The sequence below is a fragment of the Bordetella sp. genome, assembly GCF_051960075.1.
GTDB lineage: Bacteria > Pseudomonadota > Gammaproteobacteria > Burkholderiales > Burkholderiaceae_B > Bordetella.
The window spans coordinates 1-19,887 of sequence record NZ_JBQCER010000036.1 but is presented as its reverse complement, the minus strand read 5'-3'; the positions used below and the strand labels follow the sequence as shown (position 1 = coordinate 19,887).

The following is a 19,887-nucleotide window of genomic DNA, read 5'->3' as shown; positions in this document are numbered from 1 at the left end:
GCGAAGCGATGACGATGGCCGACGAAATCGTCGTAATGGAGAAAGGCAGAATTCAGCAGTCCGGACGGCCGCTGGATATCTATCGCCACCCGGTCAACGAGTTCGTCGCCGATTTCATCGGCCTGGGCAACATCCTGCCCGTCACGCCGGCCGATGCCGGGCAAATCGTGCTGCCCGGCGGACAGCGTCTTGCCATATCGGCCGCCGATCGGAAGCCGCCGCGCGGCGACCTGCGCCTGCTGGTCCGTCCGGAAGACATCTGCCTGCGCACCAATCGAGCGACTACCGATGCTAATGTGCTGTCCGGCGTCGTCGCCTTCGTGCGCGACGTGGGCGTCTCCATCGAGGCCGCCATCGAATGCGACGGTTTCAATTTGACCGTGGCCACGACGCCGCGCGAGGCCCCGGACCTTCGCGTCGGCATGCCGGTATTTGCCGAACTGCCTGCGCACGCCTGCAAATTAATCCCTGCCCGCGCGCCCGACTGATACGCCTGACGTTTTCCACGATGCACAACCCGCAAAAGGAGATATTCCCCATGAACGCATCGATCTTCACCCGTCGTCACACTCCGGGCATCCTGGCTCGCACAATCCTGATGCTGGCGTGCGCAGTCGGCGTTGCCGTCGCCACGCCCGCCGCGCATGCCGACACCCTGGACGCCATCGCAAAATCCGGCGTCGTGCGCGTCGGCGTTTTCGAGGACTACCCTCCCTTCGGTTCGATCGGGCCCGATATGAAACCGCAGGGATATGACATCGACATGGCCAACCTGATCGGCAAGACGCTCAAGGCCAAGGTCGAGCTCGTGCAGGTCAACGGCGACAACCGCATGGCTTATCTGGCCGACCACAAGGTGGACATGCTGCTGTCGGTCGGCCAAACGCCGGAGCGCGCCAAGGTCATCGATTTCTCGCAAGCCTATGCCCCCTACTTTCTCGCTGTTTTCGGGCCCAAGAAAATTGCGGTGAAGACGGCGGCCGATCTCGCGAACAAGACCATTTCCGTCGCGCACGGCACGCTGGAGGACTTGACCATCACCAAGGCGGCGCCCGCAAGTGCGACCATCAAGCGCTTCGACGACCCCAATGGCGCCATCGCCGCATTTCTCTCCGGACAAGTGCAACTGCTCGTCACCGGCAACGATGTGGGCGCGACGATCATCGCGCGTCACCCCGCCATCGATCCGGAAGAAAAATTCTCGCTGTTCAGCTCTCCCGATCATGTCGGCCTGAATAAGGACGAGCCGCGCCTGATGGAAAAGGTGAATGAGGCCATCGCCCAGGCGAAAAAGAGCGGCGAGCTCAATGCCATCTCGAAGAAATGGCTGCGCGCGCCCTTGCCTGCGGATCTCTGATGCCCGGCCCGCGCCAGCGCCGATCGGCCAGCGAGGCATTGCGATGACTTATGCCTTCGATTTCACCGACATCGGCAGACATGCCGGCCTGCTGGCGCGCGGCATAGGCGTCACGCTCGGCCTTACCGCCGCATCCACCGCGCTGGGCGGGCTCGTCGGCACTGCGGGCGCGATCACCGCGATCGCGGGGCCGCGCTGGGCGCGCGCGACCGTCTCGGCCTATGTCGAGCTGATCCGCAATACGCCTTTTCTCGTCCAGCTTTTCTTCGTTTTCTTCGGCCTTCCCAGCCTGGGAATACATATCGACGAGGTACAGGCGGCCGTGCTTGCGATGGCCGTCAACGTCGGCGCCTATGCCATCGAGATCGTGCGCGCGGGCATCGAATCGGTGCCGCCGGGCCAGCAACAGGCGGCGCGCGCGATCGGCCTGAGCGGGCCGCAGGTGTTCATTCATGTGGTGCTGCCGCAGGCGCTGGCGAACGTCTACCCCGCCGTCGTCGGCCAGGTGCTGATCATGATGCTCGGGTCGGCCGTCGTATCGCAGATTTCGGTGCAGGATCTCACCTACGCGGCGAACTACATTCAATCGCGCGACTTTCGCTCATTCGAAACTTACATCGTTGTCACGGTGATCTATCTATTGCTGGCGATGGGGCTGCGCTGGCTGCTCAATCGACTGGGAGCCCGGCTGTTCGCCGGGCGCACCCCGCGCAGCGCAAGCCGCCCCCCCGCAACGACCGCGGCGGAGAACGCATGATGGTCGAATTCAGCAATTGGGATATCGCCTATAACCTGCTGCTCTCGGCGCGGTGGACCGTGCTGCTGTCGCTCATTGCCTTCGTCGGCGGTGGCGCGGCGGGCCTGGTGCTGCTGGCGATGCGGGTCTCGCCGTTTTCGTCGCTGCACCGATTCGTCAAGCTCTATGTCGAGCTTTTCCAGGGCACGCCGCTGCTGATGCAGCTGTTCCTGGGCTTTTTCGGCCTGCCGCTGCTGGGCATCGACGTCAATGCCTGGACGGCGGTGACGGTTACGCTCACCCTCTATACGAGCGCCTATCTGGTCGATATCTGGCGCGGCTGCGTCGAATCGATTCCACGCGGACAATGGGGCGCGGCGGCAAGTCTCGGAATGAGCTGGACGCAGCAACTGCGCTACGTGATCTGGCCGCAGGCCTGGAAGATCGCCGTGCCGCCGACCGTGGGTTTTCTCGTTCAGGTCGTCAAGAGCACCGCGCTGGCCTCCATCGTCGGCCTGACCGAACTGACCAAGACCGGCAACATGATCACCAATGCGGTCTTCAGGCCGTTTCCGATCTATGCAATGGTTGCGCTGATCTACTTCGCGATGTGCTTCCCGCTGACCTGGTACGCGCGCGCGCTCGAGCGCCGCCACCGCGCGGCGCGCGTCCGGTGAAACGGGGCCGACGCGGCATCCACACGCTATGGGCGTCGATATAATGATCGATCGCAATGGGTCTGTACGCATGGTCGACTCGGCCCGCATGCGACCCGGCAGATCCGCAAATCGCCCGTCATGAGACGCCTTCCGCCCCTGAACGCTCTGCAGGTCTTCGAAACGGTCGCCCGCTACGGAAGCTTCACGCGCGCGGCGGATCACCTTTGCCTCACGCAGGGCGCCGTCAGCCGTCAGATCCTCGCGCTGGAAGAGTATTACCGCTTCCCCCTTTTCAGAAGGTCGCCCAAAGGGCTGCTGCTCACCGCCGAGGGCGAGCACCTGCTGCCCATCGTGCGCGAGAGCTTCACCCGCATCGAAGAAACCTCCGACCACCTCACCCGGCAGCGCACCGAACTCGCGCTGAAAGTGCCGACCTGCGTCATGCGCTGGATGATCCCGCACATCATGCGGTTTCAAACGGAGCATTGCGATTTTCAGGTGCAGATCACCACGACCTGGCACCACGAAGTCGACTTCCAGGCCGAGCCCTTCGATGCGGCCATCATCTATGGTTCGTCGCCCGGCCCCGGCGTTCATGCGGTGCCGCTCTTCGACGAACACCTCACTCCAGTCTGCACGCCGGAACTCCTGCAGAAGCATCCGCTGGCCAGTCCCGACGACCTGGCGCAGCACACCCTGCTGCACCCGACGCGCGATCACGCGGACTGGAAATTGTGGCTGGGCCGCGCCGGCGCCACCGGCGTCGATGCGAATGCCGGCCCCACCTTCCAGTCGCTCGATCTGGCGACCAGCGCCGCGACGCAGGGCTTCGGCGTCGCCATCGGCGACCGCACCCTGGTCGCCGAAGACGTGGCGGCCAACCGGCTCGTGATGCCGTTCGATCTGGTCGTGGATACGGGTTCGCGCTATTACTTCGTCTATCCCGACTGCGTGGCCCAACAACTGAAGGTCACGCTATTTAGCAAGTGGATAGCGGCATGCCAGCGAGATCAGCCGGCAGTGTCCTAGCGGATCGATGCCCCATGAAAACAAAGCCGGGCGCCCCGTTGAGGGCGCCCGGCCTATGGATGATTGGCGCGGCCGACAGGAATCGAACCTGTATCGAGGGCTTCGGAAACCCTAATTCTATCCATTGAACTACGGCCGCAGCGGGCGCCATTGTACCGAAGATTCGTAACTACGCCGCCGCGGGCGCCAGGAGCGACATGTCCAGCTGCACGCGCCGTTGCAGCCACGGGCTGGGGCGATAGCGCATATCGCCGGTGACGCGTTGCATATTCACCAGAATCTCATGGATACGGTGCGAGCCCAGAGCATCGCCCAGCGCCAGAGGGCCCATGGGGTAGCCCAGGCCCAGCGTGACGGCGCGGTCGATGTCCTCGGGCGTGGCGATGCGCTGCTGCGCGATGTCGCAGGCAATGTTGACGATGTGCGCAATGATGCGCTGGGCGATGAACCCGGCCGAGTCGGCGATCACGCTCACGGGCGCGCCGTCGGCGGCCAGCAGCGCATGGGCCGCGTCGCGCCAGGCCGGCTGCGTGGCCGGCGACAGCATCAGCGTGCGCCGGCGGCCGGGCACCGGCTCATGCAGGGTGTCCAGGCCCACCGTGCGCGCGGCGTCCAGGCCCTGCTGCGTAACGCTGGTGGAGATGTCCTGGCCATAGGGCGTGACGATGAACAGCGCGTCCGCCTCGGGCTTTTCGCAGACCGTGACGCCCAAGGTCGATATCAGCGCCATGGCGCGCGCATAGCCTTGCGAGCTGTGGCGGCTCACCCAGACCTTCAAGCCGGCCGGCAACGCGGGCGCGGCCGGTTCGGCCGGCACCTGCTTCTGGCCGTCGATGTAGTCGTAGAAGCCGGCGCCCGTCTTGCGGCCCAACATCCCGCCTACATGACGCACCGCGGTGATAGGCGAAGGCCGATAACGCGGCTCGTCGTAGAACTGCTGGTAGATCGATTCCATCACGGGATGCGAGACGTCCAGACCCGTCAGGTCCAGCAGCTCGAAGGGCCCCATGCGAAAGCCGGCCTGCTCGCGCATGATGGCGTCGATCTGGTCGAAGCCGGCCACGGCTTCCTGCGCTGCGCGCAGCCCTTCGATTAGCATGCCGCGGCCCGCGTGGTTGACGATGAAGCCGGGCATATCCTTGGCGCGCACGGGCGTGTGACCCATGCGGCGCGCCAGCGCCATCAGCGCATCGCCCACGGCCGGATCGCTGCGCAGGCCGTCGATCACCTCGACCACCTTCATCAGCGGCACGGGGTTGAAGAAGTGGTAGCCCACGACGCGCGAGGGCTGCTTGCACGCCGTGGCGATCGCCGTGATGGACAGCGACGAGGTGTTGGACGCCAGAATGCAATCGGCCGCGACAATGGCCTCGAGTTTGGCGAACACCTCGCGCTTGACGTCCAGCCGCTCGACGATGGCCTCGACCACGGCCTGGCAGTCGGCCAGGTCTTGCATCGAAGCGGCCAGCTCGATGCGGGCCAGCGCGGCCTGCGCATCGGCTTCGCTCAACTTGCCCTTCTGCGCCAGTTTGTCCCAGGTCTGGCGCAGCATCTCGCGTGCGGCGGCCGCGGCGTCGCCGTTGGCGTCGTGAAGCTTGACGCGCACGCCGGCCTGCGCGGCGATCTGCGCGATGCCGCGCCCCATGGCGCCGGCGCCGACGACGCCCAGCGTTTGAATGTCCTGCATGACGACTTCCTTATCTTGATGGATCGGACGGGCAGGCCTCCCGGGCCTGCCCGGCGTAGAGACGGCGATTCAGTTCTCGGGCCGGGACAGCGCGTCGATCTCGGCGTCGGACAGGCCCAGGCGTTCGCTCAGCACCTGCCGCGTATGCTGGCCCAGCGTGGGCGCAGGCCGCTCGTAGCGCACCGGGCTGCCCGACAACTTGAGCGGGCTGGCCGCGATGGGCGCCACACCGGCCGTGGGATGCGGCAGTTCCAACTTCATGCCGCGCGCCTGCACCTGCGGATCCTGATAGACCTGTTCCAGCGTATTGATGGGTCCCGCCGGCACACCGGCGGCCTCGAGCTCGGCCAGCCACATGTCGCGCGCGCCGGATTTCATGCGCTCGACCAGGATGGGCACCAGGGCCTCGCGATTGATTACGCGCTGCGGATTGGTGGCAAAGCGCGGATCGTCGGCCAGCTCGCTCATGCCGATTACGCGGCTGTAGTTGCGGAACTGGCTGTCGTTGCCCACCGCCACGATGAGGTGGCCGTCTGCCGCCGCGAACACCTGATAAGGCACCAGGTTCTGATGCGCGTTGCCCGCACGCTGCGGCACCTTGCCCGAGGTCATGTAGTTGAGGTTCTGGTTGGCCAGCATGGCCACCTGGCAATCGAGCAGCGCCATGTCGATATGCTGACCCAGGCCGCTCTTGTCGCGCTCGATCAGCGCGGCCAGTATGCCCACCGTGGAATACATGCCGGTCATCAGATCGGCCACGGCCACGCCCGCCTTTTGCGGGCCGCCGCCGGGCAGATCGTCGCGCTCGCCGGTGATGCTCATGAGCCCGCCCATGCCCTGAATCATGAAATCGTAGCCGGGGCGATTGGCATAGGGGCCGTTCTGGCCGAAGCCGGTGACCGAGCAATAAATGAGCCGCGGGTTGATCTCGCGCAGCGTGTCGTAGTCCAGGCCATATTTCTTGAGGCCGCCCACCTTGAAATTCTCGACGAGAATGTCGCTCTGCATGGCCAGCTCGCGCACGACCTGCGCGCCGCGCGGCGTGGCGATATCCACCGTCACCGACAGCTTGTTGCGATTGGCCGACAGGTAATAGGCCGCTTCGCTCGTGGCATTGCCGTCCTGGTCTTTCAGGTACGGAGGCCCCCAGGCACGGGTATCGTCGCCCGCCACCGGCCGCTCGACCTTGACGACCTCGGCGCCCAGGTCGGCGAGGTTCTGCGTGCACCACGGCCCGGCGAGCACGCGGGTCAGATCGAGGACGCGGATGCCGGCGAGCGGAGCGGGACGCGGCGGCGTGGATTGCACGGACATATGCTTCAAGCCTAAAAAGACACAACGGGTCGATAATCTTAGCCAATTCTCCGACCGCGCCCCGGACGCGTCTCGGCCGGCCTCACTTTGCCCCACTTCGCCTACCCCTCTTTTCGATGACGACGCCCATTCCCATTCTGCGAGACCAGCTCTCCGCGCTTTTCGCCCCGCGCGCGGCCGACGCGCACAAAGGCAGCTTCGGCACGCTTGGTGTGCTGGGCGGCGGTCCGGGCATGACGGGCGCGGCCCTGCTGGCCGCCCGGGCTGCACTGCGCCTGGGCGCCGGCAAGGTGCTGGTGGGCTTTGCCCAGGACTCGGCGCCCCTGGCCTGCGATCCGCTGCAACCGGAGCTGATGCTGCGGTCCGGCCGCGACCTCCTGGCCGATGCCGGCCCGCTGGGCCTGACGACATGGGTGGCCGGCTGCGGGCTGGGCACGCTCGACAACGCAATCCTGCTGCTGGGCACGCTCTTTCAGACCCGCGCGCAAACGCCGCTGGTGCTGGACGCCGACGGATTGAATCTGCTGGCGCACGGCGCTTTGCCGCCCGACTGGGGTCCAGCCCCCGTGGTGCTCACCCCTCACCCCGCCGAAGCCGGCAGGCTGCTGGGCTGCCCCGCCGGGCACATCCAGGCCGATCGGCCCGCCGCCGCGCAGGCGCTGGCGCGACGATATCGGGCCTGGGTCGTTCTCAAGGGCGCGGGCACCCTGGTCTGCCCACCCGCTGCAGATACCTGTTGGATCAACACCACAGGCAATCCGGGCCTGGCCACCGCAGGCACCGGCGATGTGCTGGCCGGCATGCTGGGCAGCCTGATCGCCCAGGGCGTACCGCTGGAGCAGGCTGTGCCCGGCGCGGTCTGGCTCCACGGCGCGGCGGCCGATGCGCTGGCGGCTGCGGGAACAGGGCCGATAGGACTGACGGCAGGAGAGCTCGCGGATGTCGCCCGTGCGCTGCGAAATCGCGGTTGAGCAGTCCTCATAATTTCATATTGTGGTATTGAATTCCATAATGTAGTAATTTTTACAAAATACCTGGGGTTAACCCTAGAATTTTTATTGCGTGAGTTTAGGGTAATCCCTATACTGACTTCATTGCTTACCGAGGCACTTCCGCCGATCTGGAGCCGCAATGAACACCAACACCGAATTCCGCCTGACCGACCAACTCGAACGCGAACTGATGCTCGAGGCCATGAGCGCCTCCGAAACCGTGAAGCTGGTCCCCTTCCTGAAGTCTTCCGGCCTGGCCGTGGTCCGCGGCGCCGACAGGCTGCTCGGTTTCATCAGCCGCCTGAACGACGCCATGGATCGCGCCTACAACCACAACACGCGCTTCGCCAGCACGCAGTGGTAAGCCGCTAGGCAAGCACGCTGAAGACCGCGCGTTGCGCGCGGTCCTGCATTTGACGACGGCCCGGCCGGCGGATTGATCCGCCGGCCGGGCCGTTCGGCTTTTCAGTCCTGCGCATCGGGTAGATAATCGCCTGCTTATCAATCCGGAGTTGCACCATGATGTCGTCGCGCACCACCGCGGTTTTCCTCGCCGTGCTGAGCATGGCCGGCCTCGCTGCCGCCAGCACTGCACGAGCCCAGACCCTGAAAATCGCCGTTGCCGCCGAACCCACGGCGGCGGATCCTTACTATCACCGGACCACCCAGAACGAATCGCTCGCGGCGCACGTCTTCGAAGAGCTGATAGGCCGCACCGCCGACATGCAACTCGTGCCCGGACTGGCCACTTCCTGGAAAAACCTCGACGAAACGACCTGGGAATTCAAGCTGCGTGACGGGGTCAAATTCTCCAACGGCCAACCCTTTACCTCGCAGGACGTGCTGTTCAGCATCTGCCGTTCTCTCAACAACCCGACCAACGTCTCGCGCTCGTATACCGACACCACCAAGCGCCTGACGGACGTGCAGACGCCCGACGACCATACCGTCATCATCAAGACCGACGGCCCTCTGCCGCTGCTGCCGGCCGAATTCGCCCACACGCTGCCCATACTCTGGAACGGCATCGTGCCGCACGGCAAGCTCAGTTTCGCACCCAAGACGGGCTGCGGCGTCACCGGCCCCTGGCCCACCGCCATCGACTTCAACAACGGCAAAGACGCCATCGGCACCGGCCCCTATCTGCTGAAGTCGTACGTGCCGGGCACCGGCATCGATCTGGTGCGCAACGAGAACTACTGGGACGCAAAACACAAGCCGTATTGGAAGGAAGTGAAATTCATCCCGGTGCCCAACGCCGGCCCGCGCCTGACCGGCCTGCTCTCGGGCGATTTCGACATGATCGAAAACCCGGCCGCGCGCGACCTGCAGCGCATCAAGAACGATCCCAAGTTCGGCTACGTGGCCACGCCCTCGACCCGCCTGATCTTCTTCCAGCCCGCCATCGGCCGCACCAGTCCGCTGGTCAGCGGTCCCGACGGCAAGAACCCGCTGGCCGACTTGCGCGTGCGCCAAGCCATCAACATGGCCATCGACCGCAAGACCATCGTCTCGCGCCTGATGGACGGCATGGCCACGGTGACCTACCAGTACATGCCCGACGGCATGTTCGGCGCGTTGCCCAAGGCGCCCGAAATCAAGTACGACCCTGCGCGAGCCAAGAAGCTTCTGGCCGAGGCCGGCTATGCCAACGGCTTCGAACTGACGCTCTCCTCGCCGAACGACCGCTACATCAACGACAGTCAGGTCGTGCAGGCCGTGGCGCAGTATCTGTCGCGCATCGGCATCAAGACACATGTCGACGCCATGGCCGCCACGCTCTATTTCCCCAAGCGCGCCAAACTCGATTTCGCTTTTTCCATGGGCGGCTGGCCCTCGGACGACGGCGAGGCCTCGGATCTGTTCCATATCTGGGTGACCACTCACGACCTGCCCCATGCCCGCGGCACCAGCAACTACGGCCGATTCTCCAATGCCGACTTCGACAAGGCGTTTTTGCAAGGCGAGGCCACTGTCGACCCGGCCGCGCGCCGCAAGCTGTACGAGCAGGCCACGCAGATCGCGTTGGACAATGTGGCGCTGATTCCGCTGTATTTCGAAAGCAGCATCTGGGCTTTCCGCAAGGGCATCACCTACGAAGGCCGCCGCGACCAGTACACGCTGGCCACGTCGGTCAAACCTGCGACGATGTAAGGCGACGGGAACCATGCACGTATTCGATCTACCCAAGCCGGACCTTTGCGCCGAACGCGCCGGCAATACCGGCGTCGACGGCGTCTGGCATTTCGACTCGGGCACGGCGGGCCGCCATGTGATGGTCTCAGCGCTCATCCACGGCGATGAAATCTGCGGCGCCTGGGCCTTGAAGACGCTGCTGGCCGCGGGTGTGCGCCCGCGGCGCGGCAAACTCACGCTGACCTTCTGCAACCTGGCGGCCTTCGACCGCTTCGATCCGCACAGCAACCCGGTCTCGCGCTTCGTCGACGAAGACATGAACCGCATCTGGAGCGCGGACAAGCTGGCCGCGAACGACACGCAGGAGCGCCGCCGCGCCAATGCGATCCTGCCTTGGCTGCAAGAGGCCGACTGGCTGCTCGATCTGCACTCGATGAGCGCGTCGGCCGAACCCTTGCAATTGAGCGGCATCGAGCGCCGCAACATCGATCTGGCTCTGTCGCTGGGCCGGCCGGCCTACATCATCGCCGACGCCGGCCATGCCGCGGGTGTGCGCATGCGCGACTACGGCCGTTTCGGCGAACCCGGCGACAACGGCACGCGCTCGCTGCTGATCGAATGCGGCCTGCACGGCGCGCTCTCGTCGCGCGATGTGGCCATCGACCAGACCGCGCGCTTTCTCGCGGCCTCCGGTGCGGTGGATCGCGCCGATCTGCCCGCCGAGTGGCTTCTGCCCGACGCGCCGCGCCAGCGGGCCCTGCGCGTCACGCAAGCCGTCGCCGCGCGCAGCACCGACTTTCGCTTCGCTCAAGAATGGAAGGGCCTGGAATCCTTGCCCGCCGGCACGGTCATAGGCTGGAACGACGGCGAGCCGGTGACCGCGCCGTATGACGACTGCGTGCTCATCATGCCCTCGTCGCTGGCCAATCTACGGCCGGGCGTGACGATGGTGCGTCTGGCCCAGCCGCTGGCCTGAGGCCTGTCAACGCAGAAGACCCGAAGTGGCCCTGTTCATCGTACGCCGTCTCATCCAGAGCGCCTTCGTGCTCCTGGCGGTTTCGCTCGTGGTCTTCCTCGCGGTATATGCCGTGGGAGACCCGATCGAGCTGCTGGTAAGCCCTCAAGCCAGCCCCGCCGACCGCGCCGCGATGATCACGCGGCTGGGGCTGGACCTGCCTTTGTGGGATCAGTACTGGCACTTCCTGGTGCGTGCGCTGCACGGCGATCTGGGTACCTCCTTCGTCTACGGCACCTCGACCATCCAGTTGATCGCGCAGCGCATGCCGGCCACCTTCGAGCTGGTCGTCATCGCCGTCTCATTGACCTGCGTTGTCGGCGTTCCTCTCGGGCTGGTGGCCGGCCTTTACCGCAACAGGCTGCTGGGCAGGGGAATACTCTCGGGATCGGTGCTGGGCTTTTCGCTGCCCAATTTCTGGTTGGGCATGATGCTGATCCTGACCTTTGCCGTGTGGCTGGGCTGGCTGCCCGCCTCGGGCCGGGCCGATCCGGTTCCCGTGCTGGGCATTCCGCTGACCATCACCACACTGCAAGGCTGGCGCCATCTCATCCTGCCCGCCGTCAACCTGTCGCTGGCCAACATCGCGCTGGTGCTGCGCATGACGGCTTCGGGCGTGGCCGAGGCGCAATCGCAGGAATACGTCAAATTTGCGCGCGCCAAGGGCATACGGCCCGGGCGCATCGTGGTGCGCCACATTCTGCGCAATATTCTCATCCCCGTGATCACCGTGATCGGCCTGGAATTCGGCCAGCTCATCGCCTATTCCACCATCACCGAGACCGTATTCGCCTGGCCCGGCATGGGCAAGCTGCTCATCGACAGCGTCTACCATCTCGACCGACCGGTGGTGGTGGCTTATGTGATGCTGGCCACGCTGATCTTCGTGATCGTGAATTTGATCGTCGACATTCTGTACGCGGCACTCGATCCTCGCGTGCAGCTCGTTGAAAGCGCGGCCTGACGACATCATGCAGACGACGTCTTCCAAGACCCGCGCGCGTACGCTGCAGCCGCTGTCCGACACGCCGCGGCGTGCCGGCATACTCAAGCAGCTGCGGTCCCGCCCCACCGTGCGCGGCGCGGGCCTGGCCCTGCTGGCGCTCATCGTGCTGGTGCTGGCGGCGCCCTGGTTCGCGCCGCAGAACCCCTACAACCTTGCCGACCTGAATCTGCTCGACGGACGGCTGGCGCCGTTCTCGCAGTCCATGGATGGCGCACGCTATCTGCTGGGCACCGACGACCAGGGCCGCGATATGCTCAGCGCCATTCTGTACGGCCTGCGCGTCAGCCTGCTGGTGGGCCTGGCCTCGGTGGTGATCGCCACCGCCATCGGCAGCCTGGTAGGCCTGCTCGCGGCCTACGCCGGCGGCCTCGTCGACATGCTGCTCATGCGGCTGGTGGATTTCGTCCTGGGTTTTCCTTCCATTCTGGTAGCCCTGGTGCTGCTGGCCATCATGGGCCGCGGCGTGGACAAAGTGATACTGGCCATCGTGCTGGTGCAGTGGGCGCATTACGCGCGCATCATGCGCAGCCGCGCATTGCAGGAGCGCCACAAAGAGTATGTCGAGGCGGCCGCCAGTCTGGGCTATCCCGCGTGGCGCGTCATGCTGTTCCACCTGCTGCCCAACTGCCTGGGGCCGGTGCTGGTGTTCGCCACCGTACAAGTAGCCCACGCCATCGTGCTCGAAGCCACGCTGTCCTTTCTGGGCGTGGGCGTGCCGGTCACGCGGCCTTCGCTGGGCCTTCTGATCGCCAACGGCTTTCAATACCTGCTGTCGGGCGACTACTGGATCAGCCTGTTCCCAGGCCTGGCGCTGCTGGCGCTGATCCTCGTCATCAATATCGTGGGCGACCGCCTGCGCAACGCCCTGGACCCGAAGAAGTGACCGATCCCTGGAACCGGCTCGAGGCGGCCTTTCCTTCCCGGGCGCGCCAACCCGATGCGCCCCGACAAGCGCCGCTGCTGGACGTGCGCGGACTGCGCACGGCTTTTCATACCGAAGCCGGCGCCTGGCCGGCCGTCGACGGCGTCGACCTGTCGGTGCGGCGCGGCGAGATCCTGGGCCTGGTGGGCGAATCGGGCTCGGGCAAATCCGTGACCGGCTTTTCGCTGCTGGGCCTGATCGATCCTCCGGGCGAAGTGATCGAAGGCGAGATCCGCTTCGACGGCCGGGACCTGCGCGCGCTCGACGAAGAACAAATGCGGCAACTGCGCGGCAACCGCATCGCGATGATCTTTCAGGATCCGTTGATGACGCTCAACCCGGTGCTACGCATCGAGGAGCAGATGCTCGAAGCCATTCAAGCGCATGCCGCAGAGCCGCGCCGCGACGCGCTGCGCCGCTGCGTGGAGGCGCTGGAAAGGGTCGGCATTCCCTCGCCGGAAAAACGCCTGCGCAGTTATCCGCACGAATTTTCCGGCGGCATGCGCCAGCGCGTGGCCATCGCCATCGCCATGATCAACAAGCCCGATCTGATCATCTGCGACGAGCCCACCACCGCGCTGGACGTCACCATCCAGGGGCAGATTCTCCACCGCATGCAGCAGCTCTGCCGCGAGCACGGCACGGCGCTCATCTGGATCACTCACGACCTGGGCGTGGTCGCCGAACTGGCCGACCGTGTGGCCGTGATGTACGCGGGCCGCATCGTCGAGACCGGCCCCGTGGCCCAGGTGCTGGACGCGCCGCGCCACCCCTACACGCGCGGCCTGCTCGAATCCATGCCTGCGCGAGCCCTGCCCGGCGCCCGTCTGCCTCAGATCGACGGCATGGCACCCAGCCTGGCGGCGCGCCCCGTTGGCTGCGCCTTCCGTCCGCGCTGCCCCAACGCGGTGACGCGCTGCGCCGAGCAGGCTCCCGCACCCGTGCAGGAAGGCGAACGCAGCTATCGCTGCTACGTCCCGCTCGCGGCGATTCCCCACGATGCATGAAATGAGCGAAGAAAAGAGCCTCCACGCCGCGCCCGTCATCGAACTGCGCGACGTCCACAAGCGCTTCGAGAGCCGTCCCGACATGGCCCAGCGGCTGCTGGCCCTGGGCGGCCGCCGCATCGAACGCCGCGTGGTGCATGCGGTTAATGGCGTATCGCTGTCGCTGGCACGCGGCGAGGTCGTGGGCCTGGTGGGCGAATCCGGATGCGGCAAATCCACGCTGGGCCGCGTCGTGGCCGGCCTGCATGCGCAGAGCGAAGGCCAGGTGCTTTATCAAGGCAGATCTGTCGCGCAACTGCAAGGCAGGGAGCGCCTGGACTACACGCTGGGCGTGCAGCTGATCTTTCAGGATCCGCAAGCCTCGCTCAATCCGCGCCAGCGCCTGCGTCAGATCCTGGGCGAACCGCTCAAGGTACACAAACTGGTTCCCGCCGCGCAAGTGCAAGAGCGCGTCGACCGCGCGCTGGGCGAAGTCGGCCTGGACTGCGACTACCGCGACCGCTATCCGCACGAAATCTCCGGCGGCCAGCGCCAGCGCATCGGCATCGCGCGGGCGCTGATGGTGTCGCCGCGCTTTCTGGTGTGCGACGAGCCGGTGGCCGCGCTGGACGTGTCCATCCAGGCGCAGGTGATCAACCTGTTCATGGACCTGCGCGCCAAACATGACCTGACCATGCTTTTCATCAGCCACGACCTGGGCGTGGTGCGCCACATCTCCGACCGCGTGGCCATCATGTACCTGGGCAGGATCGTCGAGCAGGCGCCGGCCGCCGAGATCTTCGCGCGCGCCAATCACCCCTACACGCAGGCGCTCATGGCCGAGATGCCCGACGTGGCGCGGCGCGGCCGGCAATTCACGCCCATACGCGGCGAGATTCCCTCGCCCCTGAATCCGCCTTCGGGTTGCACCTTTCACCCGCGCTGCCCCCACGCGCTGCCGCGCTGCCGCGACCAGGCGCCCGAGCTCAAGACCATCGCTGCCGGCCATTGGTCGGCCTGCCATCTGAACGAAACCGCCTGACCGCCAAGGCCACGCAACCGATACTCCGCCGCCTCATGAAACCCGCCGATCTCAGCAACACAGAACGCCTCGCTCTCGAACTGGGCCACGCCGGCCGCAACGCCATCGCCTACATCGACGAAGACCGCAACGCCGACCGTCCCATCACGCTGCACACTTATCGTCCCTACGGCCACACGCCCGACCGTCCTGTGGTGATCGTGCAGCACGGCGTGATGCGCAACGGCGACGACTATCGCGACTTCTGGGTCGAGGCGGCCGACAAGCACAAGCTCCTCATCGTGGCGCCGACGTTCTCCAACCAGATATGGCCCGGCGTGGAAAGCTACAACAACGGCCTGGCCTACACCGCCATGGGCAATCCGCGCCACGTCGACGGCTGGTCCTACGCGCTGCCCGCGCGCGTGGTGGCCGACCTCGTCGCGGCCGAACTCGTGGACGGCAACCATACCTATCTGTTCGGTCACTCGGCCGGTGGCCAGTTCGTGCACCGGCTCATGAGCAGCCAATCGCACGCCCCGTGGAAGGCCGTGACCATCGGCAACCCCGGCTGGTACACGCTGCCCACCATGGAACGCAACTTCCCCGAAGGCCTGGGCGGCGTGGGGCTGACCGAGCGGCATCTGGAAAACCTGCTGTCCTACCCCATGACGATCCTGGCCGGCGACCGCGACATCGAAACCCAGGGAGAGCACCTGCCCTCCGATCCGCCCGCCATGGCCCAAGGCCCGCATCGCCATGCGCGCGCACACAACTATCTCGCGGCAGGCCAGGCCGAGGCCCGGCGCCGCGGCCTGGCCTGCAACTGGACGCTGCACAGCGTACCGGGCGTCGGCCACGATGGCCGAGCCATGTCTGCGGTCTGCGCCAGCCTGTGGTTCGACGACAGGATGCCCGACGCCGACGAGATAGCGCGCATCACCGGCGGGCAGGCGGCCTGAGGCCGCGCGCATTTTGCTTGATACCTTTTCAACGCGTCATCTCCCGATCAACCCTCTCACTCTTTTGGACTCCGCCATGAGCACGCTACCCACTACCGAACAGATGGTTGCCGGCATCTCCGCCTGGATGCTTTGCGAATCCCCCACCAGCGTGCCGGCCGGCGTGGCTGCCATGGCCGAACTCACCGCCGAATACGCCCGCCAGCAGGGCCTGAAGACCACCGTGATCCCGCTGGGCGATCACGTCGGTCCCGCGCTGCTTGCCACCAACCGCGCCCAAGGCGATACGCGCCCCGGCCTGCTCATCCTGGCACACATGGACACCGTGCATCCTCTGGGCACGCTCAAGGACAATCCCGTCCGCATCGAAGGCGACCGTCTCTACGGCCCCGGCGGTTACGACATGAAGGCCGGCACCTATATCGCCCTATCGGCCATGGCCGGCCTGGGCGAGCCGGGCGCCACCGCCCTGCCTATCGACTTCCTGATGGTGCCCGATGAAGAAACCGGCACTCACGCTTCGCGTTCGCAGATCGAGAAGTTGGCCGCCAGCGCCAAGTACTGCTTCGTCTGCGAGCCGGCCCGCGCCGAAACCGGCATGTGCGTCACCGCCCGCAAGGGCACCGGCATGCTGCGCCTGGATGTCAAGGGCATGCCCGCGCACGCCGGCGTGGCCCACCAGAAAGGCCGCAGCGCTATCAAGGAAATGGCCCATCAGGTGCTGGCACTGGAAGCCATCACCGACTATGAACGCGGCATTACCGTGAGCGTGGGCACCATCTCCGGCGGTACCGTCACCAACACCGTGCCCGAGCGCTGCCGCTGCGTGGTCGACTTCCGCGTGCCCGACATGGCCGCCGCCGACTACGTGCTGCGCCGCATGCGCGAACTCTGCGCCGTGGGTCCCGACACCGAACTCGACATCGACGTCGAGCTCAATCGTCCGCCCATGGTCAAGACGGCCTCCAGCGCCGCGCTGCTGGACAAAGCACGCAGCTTTGCCAAAACGGCCGGCTTCGAACTGAACGACGCCCCCATGACGGGCGGCGGCAGCGACGCCAACTTCACATCGGCCATGGGTGTGCCGACGCTGGACGGCCTGGGCGCAGACGGCGACGGCGCGCACACGCTCCAGGAATACATCCTGGTGTCCACGCTGGAACAGCGCACGAAGTTCTGGCATCTGCTGCTCAAACAGCTGGCCTGATGCCGCCACACGGTGCATCGACGCTACGGTGAGATCCGTAGTATTGGTGCCGGAAATCTTGCTAATCTGGCCGGACTGCGTAGGAGACACGCCATGCTCAGCACGGCATCGCTGGCCGAAACGGCTGCGCTTATCGGAGACCTGGCGCGGGCAAGCATGCTTGCCGCGCTGATGGACGGTCGCGCCCTGACTGCAGCGGAACTGGCCCAATTGGCGGGCATTTCGCCCCAGACGGCCAGCGGGCACCTGGCCAAGCTGACGCAGGCCGGTCTCCTGTCCGTGGAAAAACAGGGCCGTCATCGCTATCACCGGCTCGCCTCGCCTTCCGTGGCGCACATGCTGGAACACATCATGTCCGTCTCGGTCGAACGCGAAGCGGGATCGCAAGCGCGCGGTCCGCGCGTCGTCACCGGCCCGCGCGACAAAGCGTTGCGCTACGCGCGCACCTGCTACGACCACCTGGCCGGCGAAATCGCGGTGGCCATCACGGACAGCATGATTGCAGCAGGCCATATCGAACTGACGCCCGAAGCCGGCGCCCTGACGGAACAGGGAACGCGCTTCCTGCACGATCTGGGCATCGAGCCCGAAGCTTGCGCGCAACACGCTGCGCCTCGCAGGAGCACCCGCGTCTTTTGCCGACCCTGCCTGGATTGGAGCGAACGCCGGCACCATATCGCCGGCACGCTCGGCGCCGCCCTGTTTCAGCACTACCTGAAGCAGGGTTGGATAAGGCGGCCCGAAGGCACACGCAGCGTCACCGTCACGCCTGCCGGACAACAGGCTTTCGCCCGCCTCTTCGGGGTACGACCGTAACCTCAGATTTCCAGACCGTGGTCCAGCGCGAGCACGCGGCATTCCAGCTGGCCGAGGTCGACGGCGCTGGACAGATAGGCTTCGTCACGAGACAGATTGCGCAATCCCAGAGATTGGGCCAGCCGACTAAAAAATTGCGAAAACATGATTCCCTCCCAGTCCGCCGAACGGACGAGATACTGATTAAAAAACTCGAATAAAACCGCCACGTTCCTACGCGGCGGCCGCTGCGGCAGCGACCGGCCGGTACTACGCCGCGGGCGTTTCCCGGAACACGGGAAGCTGCTCGCAATGTGCCGAAAACGCCTGCACGCATGGATAGTCCGACGCCGGCACGACGTCGGACACCATCATCTGGGTGAAATTCCACGCCACCGCGACGGCAACGCCGTCGTGGCCCAGTGCCTGTCCCGCCCCATGCAGAGGCTGGGCCTTCAAATCCTTTTCTAGCTCGTCGTAGGCCGCCAGAAGCTGCCCGCGCACACGATCGAGCCAGGGCTGATGCAGCTTGTCGGTCGGCCTCACCTTGCGCTCGTACACGATCTGCACCGACTTTTCGTTGGCCGCCATCGCCAGACCCGTCAGGCGAACCGCGCGGGCTCGCCTGGCCAGATCGGCCGGAAAAATCGCGGCCGACGACCCCGCCAGACGCTCGGCATAGTCGAGAATGAGCGTCGAATCCATCAAGGCCTGACCGTCGTCCAGAATCAGCGTCGGCGCCTTGACCACCGGGTTCAACGCCCGGAACTGGTCGAATGTGCTGAAGACCGACACGGACCGATGCTCGAAGGGAATGCCGAGCAGCTTCAGGCTGATCGCCGTGCGGCGAACAAAGGGCGAATCGAGCATCCCGATAAGTTGCATGATGAACCTGGCGTTAGAATTTCTTAAAGTTGAAATTTTTTTCAGCCCGATGCCTACCGAGACTTGAAACCGCTGCACTCGAAAGACATATTCGGGTTGTTACGGATAAGGTTAACCATAGTGCGGCGACTGGAAAAGCGGTAAAAATCAACGTCCCTCGTTAGTTTTACTAACACATGAGCCATCTCCCTCCCCTGCCGGCGCTGCGCTACTTCGAGGCCGTCGCCCGACTCGGCAGCGTCACCGCAGCCGCACGCGAACTGCACGTCACCCACTCGGCCATCAGCCAGCAGATCAAACTGCTGGAAGACATCATGGACGTGCCCTTGTTCGTGCGCGCCGGGCGCGGCCTGACGCTGACCGAAGAAGGCCGCCTTTACGCGCTCGAGATCCGCGACGCGCTGCGCGACATCGAAGCCGCCACCCGCAAGGCCCGCGCGCGCCCGCAAGAAGACGAGCTGGTCATCACGACACTGCACTCCCTCGCGCTGCACTGGCTGATCTCGCGCCTGCCCCGATTCCGCCAGGCCCATCCGCACTATCGCATCCGCCTGCAGACCGGACTGGAACTGAGCGAGCTGCAGCAAGGCATGGCCGACGTGGGCATCCGCATGGGCCAAGGCCCCTGGCCGAATCTGGCGCAACAACTGCTGTTCAAGGACGTCGCGCTCGTCGTTGCCTCGCCGAACTTTGCCGGCGGCAAATTGCCCCGCACACCGAACGAAGTGATTCGCTGCCCGCTCCTTCATGAAACCGACAACGCATGGATCGACTGGTGCCGCGCCGCCGGCGTACTCGAACCCGTCCAGTCCATCCAGTTCCGCGCCAACGACTCCAACATCTCCATCGGCTGTGCCGAACTGGGCCAAGGCCTGCTGCTCACCCGCTACAGCATCGTCGCCGATCTGCTGGAACAGGGCCGGCTGGTGCAGATCACCGATGTCCGCGTGCCCTATCCCTACCCCTATTGGCTGGTCTGGCCGCAACGCGAAGCCATGCCGGAAAAAGTGCGCGATTTCAGAGCCTGGATCACCGCCGAGTTCGAGGCCTTCTCGGCAAAGGTGAGGTTTTAATTTTTCCAGGCAAGCATAAGGCCTGAGTCTTGTTCGGTGTCTGGGGGCGCGTGGCCAGGCCGAGCGACTTAAGAGTCGGGGCAGTCCCGAAGGGACTTTGGGCGC

At 65.4% G+C, this 19,887-nt stretch carries 22 protein-coding genes and 1 tRNA gene; 17 read left to right on the top strand and 6 right to left on the bottom strand.

What is annotated here, in order from left to right; genetic code table 11:
• From ACTHJ1_RS04665 to ACTHJ1_RS04645, 5 genes are all read left to right on the top strand, one after another.
• A partial coding sequence (locus ACTHJ1_RS04665; protein ID WP_440188403.1) for a TOBE domain-containing protein occupies positions 1-488 on the top strand: 488 nt, incomplete at its 5' end.
• A gap of 110 nt (positions 489-598) precedes the next feature.
• Positions 599-1,357, top strand: a complete 759-nt coding sequence (locus ACTHJ1_RS04660; protein ID WP_440188415.1) for a transporter substrate-binding domain-containing protein — start codon at positions 599-601, stop codon at positions 1,355-1,357.
• A gap of 43 nt (positions 1,358-1,400) precedes the next feature.
• Positions 1,401-2,114 (top strand): amino acid ABC transporter permease, encoded by a 714-nt coding sequence (locus ACTHJ1_RS04655; RefSeq protein WP_440188400.1) that lies wholly within the window; start codon positions 1,401-1,403, stop codon positions 2,112-2,114.
• Positions 2,114-2,770 (top strand): amino acid ABC transporter permease, encoded by a 657-nt coding sequence (locus ACTHJ1_RS04650; RefSeq protein ID WP_440188412.1) that lies wholly within the window; start codon positions 2,114-2,116, stop codon positions 2,768-2,770. Before ACTHJ1_RS04655 ends, ACTHJ1_RS04650 begins: the two co-directional genes overlap by 1 nt.
• A 120-nt stretch (positions 2,771-2,890) precedes the next feature.
• Complete coding sequence (locus ACTHJ1_RS04645; protein WP_440188397.1) at positions 2,891-3,781, top strand: LysR substrate-binding domain-containing protein; 891 nt, start codon at positions 2,891-2,893, stop codon at positions 3,779-3,781.
• A 64-nt stretch (positions 3,782-3,845) separates the two neighbouring features.
• Here ACTHJ1_RS04645 and ACTHJ1_RS04640 read toward each other — a convergent pair.
• From ACTHJ1_RS04640 to ACTHJ1_RS04630, 3 genes are all read right to left on the bottom strand, one after another.
• Positions 3,846-3,920 (bottom strand) — tRNA-Arg (locus ACTHJ1_RS04640).
• Positions 3,921-3,950: 30 nt separating this feature from the next.
• The gene (locus ACTHJ1_RS04635; protein ID WP_440188394.1) at positions 3,951-5,468 is read right to left on the bottom strand and encodes a 3-hydroxyacyl-CoA dehydrogenase; all 1,518 of its coding nucleotides are present in this window, start codon (positions 5,466-5,468) and stop codon (positions 3,951-3,953) included.
• 69 nt (positions 5,469-5,537) lie between these two features.
• On the bottom strand, positions 5,538-6,782 hold the full coding sequence (locus ACTHJ1_RS04630) for a CaiB/BaiF CoA transferase family protein (RefSeq protein ID WP_440188391.1): 1,245 nt from the start codon (positions 6,780-6,782) through the stop codon (positions 5,538-5,540).
• Positions 6,783-6,898: 116 nt separating this feature from the next.
• Between ACTHJ1_RS04630 and ACTHJ1_RS04625 the strand changes: the two genes are divergently transcribed.
• Both ACTHJ1_RS04625 and ACTHJ1_RS04620 read left to right on the top strand, forming a co-directional pair.
• Positions 6,899-7,753, top strand: coding sequence for an NAD(P)H-hydrate dehydratase (locus ACTHJ1_RS04625; RefSeq protein WP_440188388.1), 855 nt, complete (start codon positions 6,899-6,901; stop codon positions 7,751-7,753).
• 160 nt (positions 7,754-7,913) lie between these two features.
• Positions 7,914-8,138: a hypothetical protein gene (locus ACTHJ1_RS04620; RefSeq protein WP_440188385.1), complete on the top strand. Its 225-nt coding sequence runs from the start codon at positions 7,914-7,916 to the stop codon at positions 8,136-8,138.
• 4 nt (positions 8,139-8,142) lie between these two features.
• Here ACTHJ1_RS04620 and ACTHJ1_RS04615 read toward each other — a convergent pair whose 3' ends face one another.
• The gene (locus ACTHJ1_RS04615; protein WP_440188382.1) at positions 8,143-8,313 is read right to left on the bottom strand and encodes a hypothetical protein; all 171 of its coding nucleotides are present in this window, start codon (positions 8,311-8,313) and stop codon (positions 8,143-8,145) included.
• Between ACTHJ1_RS04615 and ACTHJ1_RS04610 the strand changes: the two genes are divergently transcribed.
• From ACTHJ1_RS04610 to ACTHJ1_RS04570, 9 genes are all read left to right on the top strand, one after another.
• Positions 8,297-9,928 (top strand): ABC transporter substrate-binding protein, encoded by a 1,632-nt coding sequence (locus ACTHJ1_RS04610; RefSeq protein WP_440188409.1) that lies wholly within the window; start codon positions 8,297-8,299, stop codon positions 9,926-9,928. The genes ACTHJ1_RS04615 and ACTHJ1_RS04610 overlap by 17 nt on opposite strands.
• A gap of 13 nt (positions 9,929-9,941) precedes the next feature.
• A complete protein-coding gene (locus tag ACTHJ1_RS04605; RefSeq protein WP_440188379.1) occupies positions 9,942-10,886 on the top strand; it encodes a succinylglutamate desuccinylase in 945 nt (314 codons plus the stop codon).
• 25 nt (positions 10,887-10,911) lie between these two features.
• On the top strand, positions 10,912-11,889 hold the full coding sequence (locus ACTHJ1_RS04600) for an ABC transporter permease (RefSeq protein WP_440188376.1): 978 nt from the start codon (positions 10,912-10,914) through the stop codon (positions 11,887-11,889).
• 7 nt (positions 11,890-11,896) lie between these two features.
• Positions 11,897-12,814 carry an ABC transporter permease gene (locus tag ACTHJ1_RS04595; protein ID WP_440188373.1) on the top strand — a complete coding sequence of 306 codons (918 nt, stop codon included), beginning with the start codon at positions 11,897-11,899 and terminating at the stop codon, positions 12,812-12,814.
• Between the two features lie 74 nt (positions 12,815-12,888).
• Positions 12,889-13,860: an ABC transporter ATP-binding protein gene (locus tag ACTHJ1_RS04590; RefSeq protein ID WP_440188406.1), complete on the top strand. Its 972-nt coding sequence runs from the start codon at positions 12,889-12,891 to the stop codon at positions 13,858-13,860.
• Between the two features lies 1 nt (position 13,861).
• Entirely contained in the window at positions 13,862-14,881 is a 1,020-nt protein-coding gene (locus ACTHJ1_RS04585) for an ABC transporter ATP-binding protein (RefSeq protein WP_440188370.1), read from the top strand.
• Positions 14,882-14,916: 35 nt separating this feature from the next.
• On the top strand, positions 14,917-15,822 hold the full coding sequence (locus ACTHJ1_RS04580) for an alpha/beta hydrolase (protein ID WP_440188367.1): 906 nt from the start codon (positions 14,917-14,919) through the stop codon (positions 15,820-15,822).
• A 76-nt stretch (positions 15,823-15,898) separates the two neighbouring features.
• Positions 15,899-17,029 (top strand): M20 family metallopeptidase, encoded by a 1,131-nt coding sequence (locus ACTHJ1_RS04575; RefSeq protein ID WP_440188364.1) that lies wholly within the window; start codon positions 15,899-15,901, stop codon positions 17,027-17,029.
• Positions 17,030-17,122: 93 nt separating this feature from the next.
• The gene (locus ACTHJ1_RS04570) at positions 17,123-17,845 is read left to right on the top strand and encodes an ArsR/SmtB family transcription factor (RefSeq protein WP_440188361.1); all 723 of its coding nucleotides are present in this window, start codon (positions 17,123-17,125) and stop codon (positions 17,843-17,845) included.
• Positions 17,846-17,847: 2 nt separating this feature from the next.
• On the opposite strand, the gene ACTHJ1_RS04565 is transcribed toward ACTHJ1_RS04570, so the two are convergent.
• On the bottom strand, positions 17,848-17,991 hold the full coding sequence (locus tag ACTHJ1_RS04565) for a DUF3563 family protein (RefSeq protein WP_440188358.1): 144 nt from the start codon (positions 17,989-17,991) through the stop codon (positions 17,848-17,850).
• Positions 17,992-18,094: 103 nt separating this feature from the next.
• Entirely contained in the window at positions 18,095-18,709 is a 615-nt protein-coding gene (locus ACTHJ1_RS04560) for a glutathione S-transferase family protein (protein WP_440188355.1), read from the bottom strand.
• 176 nt (positions 18,710-18,885) lie between these two features.
• Between ACTHJ1_RS04560 and ACTHJ1_RS04555 the strand changes: the two genes are divergently transcribed.
• Entirely contained in the window at positions 18,886-19,782 is an 897-nt protein-coding gene (locus tag ACTHJ1_RS04555; protein WP_440188352.1) for a LysR substrate-binding domain-containing protein, read from the top strand.
• The last annotated feature ends 105 nt before the right edge of the window (positions 19,783-19,887 follow it).